Below are 6,146 nucleotides of genomic sequence, written 5' to 3'. Positions count from 1 at the left end.
AGCGCAGCAGCGCGAAATCCAGCACCGGCGATCCCGTTCGCCTGGCATGGATCAGGTAAAGCGTCATCGAGATCGAGCCGACCCCGACCAGGGCCGCGACGACCGTCCACGGCAGCAAATTGAGGCCAGCGATCGATAGACCGAAGGCGATACCGCCAAGCCCGATCCCGGCCAGCACCAGCCCATAGAGATCGAAGCGCTCGGGGTCTTCGCTGCGGATCGGGTCGATATATTTCAGCGCCATGAAGATGCCGAGCAGCCCGATCGGGATGTTGATCAGAAAAATCCAGTGCCAGGAGAAATAGGTGGTGATGAAGCCGCCGAGCGGCGGACCGATCACCGGCCCGACCAGCGCCGGCACGGTCACCCACGCCATCGCATTGACCAGCGCGCGCTTGTCGATCGAGCGCAACAGCACCAGCCGCCCGACCGGCGTCATCATCGCGCCGCCGAGCCCCTGCACGATGCGCGCGATCACGAAATGGGTGACCGAGGAGGACAGCGCGCAGCCGATCGATCCCAGCATGAAGACGGCGATGGCGATCGAGAACACCATGCGCGCGCCAAAACGATCGGCGGTCCAGCCGCTCGCCGGGATGAACACCGCGAGCGACAAGAGATACGAAGTGATGGCGAGCTTCAGCGTCAGCGGGCTGGTGCCGATGTCGGCCGCGATCGCCGGCAGCGAGGTCGCGATCACAGTCGAATCCATGTTCTCCATGAACAGGGCGGTGGCGACGATGAGCGGGATCAGGCGTTGTTTGTTCATCGAAAAAGCGGGGAGGACAGAAAAGGGCGGGCGAGGGGGGCTGTATCATCCCCTCGTCCTACAAGCTATTGCTGAACCGAAACCGCCGGAGATCCGACCATGATCTACGTTCTCGCCGCCCTGTTGCCGCCGCTCGGGCTGCTCCTGAACGGGCAGCCTTTTTCGGTGATCTTCAATCTGCTCCTGATGGTGTTTTGCGCGGTTTTCGGGCTTATTTTCCACGTCCTGCTGCTGGTGCCGTCGGCGCATGCGGTCATCGCGGTCCATATGAGGCGGCAAGATCGCCGGCACCGGGAGGTGGTGGCGGCGATCCGGCGGCACGGCCCGCCCGCGGGCTATCCGCGCTAGCTTCTCGACCGGAAAAACCCTGTGCATGGCTGGCAAACGCTTTGATTCGGCGGCCCGCCATGCTATCGACCACCGTCAACCCCACCGATGGGCTTCGATTCGACGGCGATGCCGACAGCTTCGCCGAAGGCGACGTTCATCCGTAAGTCAGATCGCGGCGGACCGCCGCAGATAAGGAGTTGGCAATGGCGACGCTGCAGGGACTTCAGGCGATCCGCGAAGCCTATACGTTCGACGACGTCCTGCTGAGGCCCGGGCTCTCGGACATCCTGCCCTCCGAGGCCGACATCCGCTCCCGCGTGACCCGCGCCATTCCCCTCAACATTCCGATCATCGCATCCGCGATGGACACCGTCACCGAAGCGCGCATGGCGATCGCGATGGCGCAGGCCGGCGGCATCGGCGTGATCCATCGTAATTTCGATTCCGACGGCCAGGCCGCTCAGGTGCGGCAGGTCAAGAAGTACGAATCCGGCATGGTGGTCAATCCGCTGACCATCGGGCCCGACGCGATGCTGTCGGACGCGCTGGCGCTGATGAAGGATCATGGTTTTTCCGGCATTCCCGTCGTCACCGGCGGCAGCGCCGGCGTGCCTGGGAAGCTGGTCGGCATTCTCACCAACCGCGATGTGCGGTTTGCGACCGATCCGCGTCAAAAAATCTCCGAGCTGATGACGCACGAAAACCTGGTCACGGTGCGCGAGGGCGTCAGCCAGGACGAGGCGAAGCGGATGCTGCACAAGCATCGCATCGAGAAGCTGCTGGTGGTCGACGATCAGTATCGCTGCGTCGGCTTGATCACCGTGAAAGACATGGAAAAGGCGGTCGCGCATCCGCTGGCCTGCAAGGATGCGCAGGGGCGCCTGCGGGTGGCCGCCGCGACCACGGTCGGCGAGGGCGGTCATGAGCGCACCGAGCGGCTGATCGATGCCGGCGTCGATTTGATCGTGGTGGATACCGCGCACGGCCACTCCTCGCGGGTGCTGGAAGCCGTCAACCGCATCAAGCGGCTCTCCAACGCGGTGCAGGTGATCGCCGGCAATATTGCCACCAGGGAAGGCGCGCAGGCGCTGATCGACGCCGGCGCGGACGCGATCAAGGTCGGCATCGGGCCGGGTTCGATCTGCACCACGCGCATCGTCGCCGGCGTCGGCGTGCCGCAACTCACCGCGATCATGGATGCGGTCGAGGCCGCCAGGAAAGCCGATGTGCCCGTGATCGCCGACGGCGGCATCAAGTTTTCCGGCGATCTGGCGAAAGCGCTCGCCGCCGGCGCCGACATCGCCATGGTCGGCTCGCTGCTCGCCGGCACCGACGAGACGCCGGGCGAGGTGTTTTTGTGGCAGGGCCGTTCCTACAAGGCCTATCGCGGCATGGGCTCGGTCGGCGCGATGGCGCGCGGCTCGGCCGACCGCTATTTTCAGCAGGACATCAAGGACACGCTGAAACTGGTGCCCGAGGGCATCGAGGGTCAGGTGCCCTACAAGGGTCCGGTCGGCAATGTCATGCATCAGCTCGCCGGCGGCCTGCGCGCCGCGATGGGCTATGTCGGGGCGCGAAACCTCGCCGAATTCCACGACAAGGCGCAGTTCGTGCGCATCACCGGCGCGGGCTTGCGCGAAAGCCACGTCCACGACGTCACCATTACGCGGGAAAGCCCGAACTATCCGGGCGCGGTGTAGCTGGCCGTGGTACGTACAATTTGAACCGTCATTGCGAGCGCAGCGAAGCAATCCATATCTCTCCAAGCCGATAGATGGATTGCTTCGTCGCAAGTGCTCCTCGCAATGACGAAAAAACCGGAGGAAACAACCATGTCTCAACCCGCAAAGCGCGTCGTTCTCGTCTCCCGTCCCGTTGGCGAGCCCAAGGCATCCGACTTCCGCGTCGAGGATTACGCGCCGCCGGCGCCTGGCGCCGGCGAGGTCCTGCTGCGCACCATCTGGCTGTCGCTCGATCCCTATATGCGCGGGCGCATGAGCGAGGGCCCGTCCTATGCCGCGCCGGTACCGATCGGCGGGGTGATGGAGGGCGGCACGGTCAGCGAGGTGATGGCCTCCAACAATCCCGGCTTCGCCAAGGGGGACATCGTGCTGTCGCGCGCCGGCTGGCAGACGCATGCGCTCTCCGACGGCAAGGGGCTGGCGAAGATCGATCCAAAAATCGCGCCAATCTCGACCGCGGTCGGCGTGCTCGGCATGCCCGGCATGACCGCCTATACTGGCCTGCTCGATATCGGCAAGCCGCAGCCCGGCGAGACCGTGGTGGTCGCCGCCGCCTCCGGCGCGGTCGGCTCGGCGGTCGGCCAGATTGCGAAGCTCAAGGGCGCGCGGGCGGTCGGCATCGCCGGCGGCAAGGACAAATGCGACTATGTCAAAAAGGAGCTCGGCTTCGACGATTGCCTCGATCACCGCGATCCGGCTCTCGCGGCGAAGCTGAAAGAAGCCTGTCCGAAAGGCATCGACGTCTACTTCGAAAACGTCGGCGGCGCGGTGTTCGAGGCGGTGTTCCCGCTGCTCAACGCGTTCGCGCGCGTTCCCGTGTGCGGCCTGATCGCGCATTACAACGACACCGAAGCGGTGGCGCCGAAATGGGCGTCATCGCTGATGCGTGCGGTGTTGACCAAGCGCCTGACCATCCGCGGCTTCATCGTCAGCGATTTCGCCGCCCGTCACGCCGATTTCCTGCGCGACATGTCGGGGTGGGTGCGCGAGGGCAAGGTCAGGTACAAGGAGTTTGTCACCGAGGGGCTCGACAGCGCGCCCGCCGCGTTCATGGGCCTGTTGAAGGGCGCCAATTTCGGCAAGCAACTGGTGCGCGTCGGGCCCGACAGGGCGTGAAGCGATCCGCCCGGAAAATCGGGAGCGAACAGGTCGCCGGGAACCCGCCCGCGGCGGGGGGACGCCCCCGCCTCAATGCACCGTTCTGAAACGCTCGTCCGTCAGGCCGGCGTGCGAGACCGCGGCATAGAGTTCATGAAGTTCGGTCTCCAAATGCTCGTTGACCAGCAGCAGCGCCTCGAGCGCCCCACGCACGCTGCCATCGCAGGATGCGATGATTTTCTCGATAACCAGTTCGGTCCGCTTGGAAGGCATTGTAATCCCCTGATACCCATCGGGTTCCACTATCGGGGGGCGATTGCGGCAAAATTCTGGGTTGCAAGCCATGATTTTGCCGCGCTGTGCAATTTTAGCGTGCGCTGTGGCGAAGAAGTCACCAGATGGCAGGCGTCCGGTTACGGCGCCCTGCCAGCCACCTCATCGAGGTCGAAATCGATCTGGCCCCGTGCTTTGACGTGCAAAACCTCAAAGCGGTCGGGCCAGAAGCGGTATTCGATCAGGCCGGTTTCCTTGACGCCGATCACTTCCTGCTTCGCATCGGGGATGACAAAGCCGGCGGAGGGGGCCCAAATGTGGCGGATTTGGCCAAGGGTGACATCGCGGCGCTGATGCAGGTGGCCTGAGGCGACCAGCCGCAGGTCGACCGCGCCGAACATGGCGATCAGGCGACGGCGCGCCGGTTGCGGGACGTAGCGGATCGCCGTGGCCGCCGTTTCAGGATCGTCAGGCGCCTTCGGATAAAGCGGCTTGTGCAGGAACAGCGCGACGGGTTTTCCCCTGGTATCGGCCAATTGCGAAGCGAGCCAGTCGAATTGCGCGGCCTCGCTTGCAAGCCCGGTGTTCATGATCAAGGAGTTGAGACCGACAAAGCGCCAGCCCGCGGCGTCGAAGCACCAGCGGTCCTCGCCAATGATCGAAAGAAAGTTCTGCCGCTCCGGCTCGGTGGCCGGCTGGGAAGGCACCGGGCCGACCGCGGTCGGATTGTCGCCGATATCGTGATTGCCGGGCAGATAGCGGCAGTAGACCGGCAGCGCGCCGTGCAGCATTTTGGCGAATTCGAGATCGTCGCGGTTGGTCGGAGCGTCGAACGCGAGATCGCCGCTGTTGACGACGAGATCGGGACGCGTCGCGTCGATATGTTCGCTCAGCCGGTGAAAATTGTCGGTGGGTTTTGCAAGGCGGCGGGCGAGGTGGGTGTCGGAAATCTGGGTCAGACGAAATTCGGCCATGCCATGTTCCTTCCGGCCCAATGATAATAGACTGGAGGGGCCGCTCCCAGAGGCATCCCGGCGCACATGATGGTTCATGGCGGCAGGGGAAGGTTCATTGTCAGGGGCCGGCGCGGCCGCTATGAGCTTCTGGCTCGCGCTTCTGCCGGGGGAGAGCTTCATGTCGGTTCAGTCGGTCCTGCTGCCGGTCTTTGTGCTGGCCGGTCTCACCTTCGCCCTGCTGCTGGCGATGGCCACGGCGCGCACCCGCGCGCTCGCGAGCCGGGAGATCCGCCTCAAGGATATCGCGCTGGGCCAGCCGAACTGGCCGACCCGCGTCACCCAGATCGGCAATTGCTATCGCAACCAGTTCGAGTTGCCGCTATTACTCTATGTCCTGATCGCGCTGGCGCTGCCGCTGCGCCATGCCGATCTCTTCATCGTGCTGATGTCCTGGGTGTTCGTGGTCACGCGCCTGGTGCACGCCGCAATCTTCGTGACGTCGAACGATGTCCGCCAGCGCTCGCTGGTGTGGTTCGCCGGCGTGCTGGTGCTGCTCGCGATGTGGATCTATTTTGCGCTGAAGATCCTGTTGCTGATCTGAGCGCACCCGTTCTCGAACTGAAAGTTTTCAATGACCCCCGCTGCCCGGCTCTCCGCGGCCATCGAACTCATCGAAACCATCGATGCCCAGCGCGTGCCGGCCGCGAAGGCGCTGAAGGAGTGGGGCACCGCGCATCGCTATGCCGGCTCCGGCGATCGCGCCGCGATCTCGGGCCTGATCTGGGACGTGCTGCGGCGGCGGGCCTCGAGCGCCTGGATCATGGACGACGACAGCCCGCGCGCCCGCGTGCTGGGCATGCTCAAGCTCGAGCGCGGCATGGATGTCGACGCGATCGCCGCATTATGCGACGGCGGCCGCTTTGCGCCGGCGCCGCTCAGCGATGCCGAGCGCGCCGCGCTCACGTCACGGTCGGTCAG

General features: G+C 64.7%; 7 protein-coding genes and 1 pseudogene. 5 read left to right on the top strand and 3 right to left on the bottom strand.

The window, feature by feature from the left end:
- Positions 1-769, bottom strand: a 769-nt coding sequence (locus tag WCE35_RS09650; protein ID WP_424593115.1) for an MFS transporter, incomplete at its 3' end; no start/stop codon positions are given.
- A gap of 99 nt (positions 770-868) precedes the next feature.
- Between WCE35_RS09650 and WCE35_RS09645 the strand changes: the two genes are divergently transcribed.
- From WCE35_RS09645 to WCE35_RS09635, 3 genes are all read left to right on the top strand, one after another.
- Complete coding sequence (locus tag WCE35_RS09645) at positions 869-1,117, top strand: hypothetical protein (protein ID WP_424593114.1); 249 nt, start codon at positions 869-871, stop codon at positions 1,115-1,117.
- 185 nt (positions 1,118-1,302) lie between these two features.
- The gene (gene guaB, locus WCE35_RS09640) at positions 1,303-2,799 is read left to right on the top strand and encodes an IMP dehydrogenase (protein ID WP_424593113.1); all 1,497 of its coding nucleotides are present in this window, start codon (positions 1,303-1,305) and stop codon (positions 2,797-2,799) included.
- Between the two features lie 132 nt (positions 2,800-2,931).
- Complete coding sequence (locus WCE35_RS09635) at positions 2,932-3,957, top strand: NADP-dependent oxidoreductase (protein WP_424593112.1); 1,026 nt, start codon at positions 2,932-2,934, stop codon at positions 3,955-3,957.
- 72 nt (positions 3,958-4,029) lie between these two features.
- Here WCE35_RS09635 and WCE35_RS09630 read toward each other — a convergent pair whose 3' ends face one another.
- On the bottom strand, positions 4,030-4,212 hold the full coding sequence (locus tag WCE35_RS09630; RefSeq protein ID WP_424593111.1) for a hypothetical protein: 183 nt from the start codon (positions 4,210-4,212) through the stop codon (positions 4,030-4,032).
- 140 nt (positions 4,213-4,352) lie between these two features.
- Positions 4,353-5,186, bottom strand: a complete 834-nt coding sequence (locus WCE35_RS09625; RefSeq protein ID WP_424593110.1) for a metallophosphoesterase family protein — start codon at positions 5,184-5,186, stop codon at positions 4,353-4,355.
- 160 nt (positions 5,187-5,346) lie between these two features.
- On the opposite strand from WCE35_RS09625, the gene WCE35_RS09620 reads away from it, so the two are divergent.
- Together WCE35_RS09620 and WCE35_RS09615 are read left to right on the top strand one after the other, a co-directional pair.
- Positions 5,347-5,769 (top strand): MAPEG family protein, encoded by a 423-nt coding sequence (locus WCE35_RS09620; protein ID WP_424593109.1) that lies wholly within the window; start codon positions 5,347-5,349, stop codon positions 5,767-5,769.
- A gap of 30 nt (positions 5,770-5,799) precedes the next feature.
- A pseudogene (locus WCE35_RS09615) lies at positions 5,800-6,146 on the top strand (MFS transporter); the annotation flags it as partial.

This window comes from Bradyrhizobium sp. (genome assembly GCF_049691595.1).
Classification (GTDB): domain Bacteria; phylum Pseudomonadota; class Alphaproteobacteria; order Rhizobiales; family Xanthobacteraceae; genus Bradyrhizobium.
This window is presented reverse-complemented; position numbering and strand designations above follow the sequence as displayed.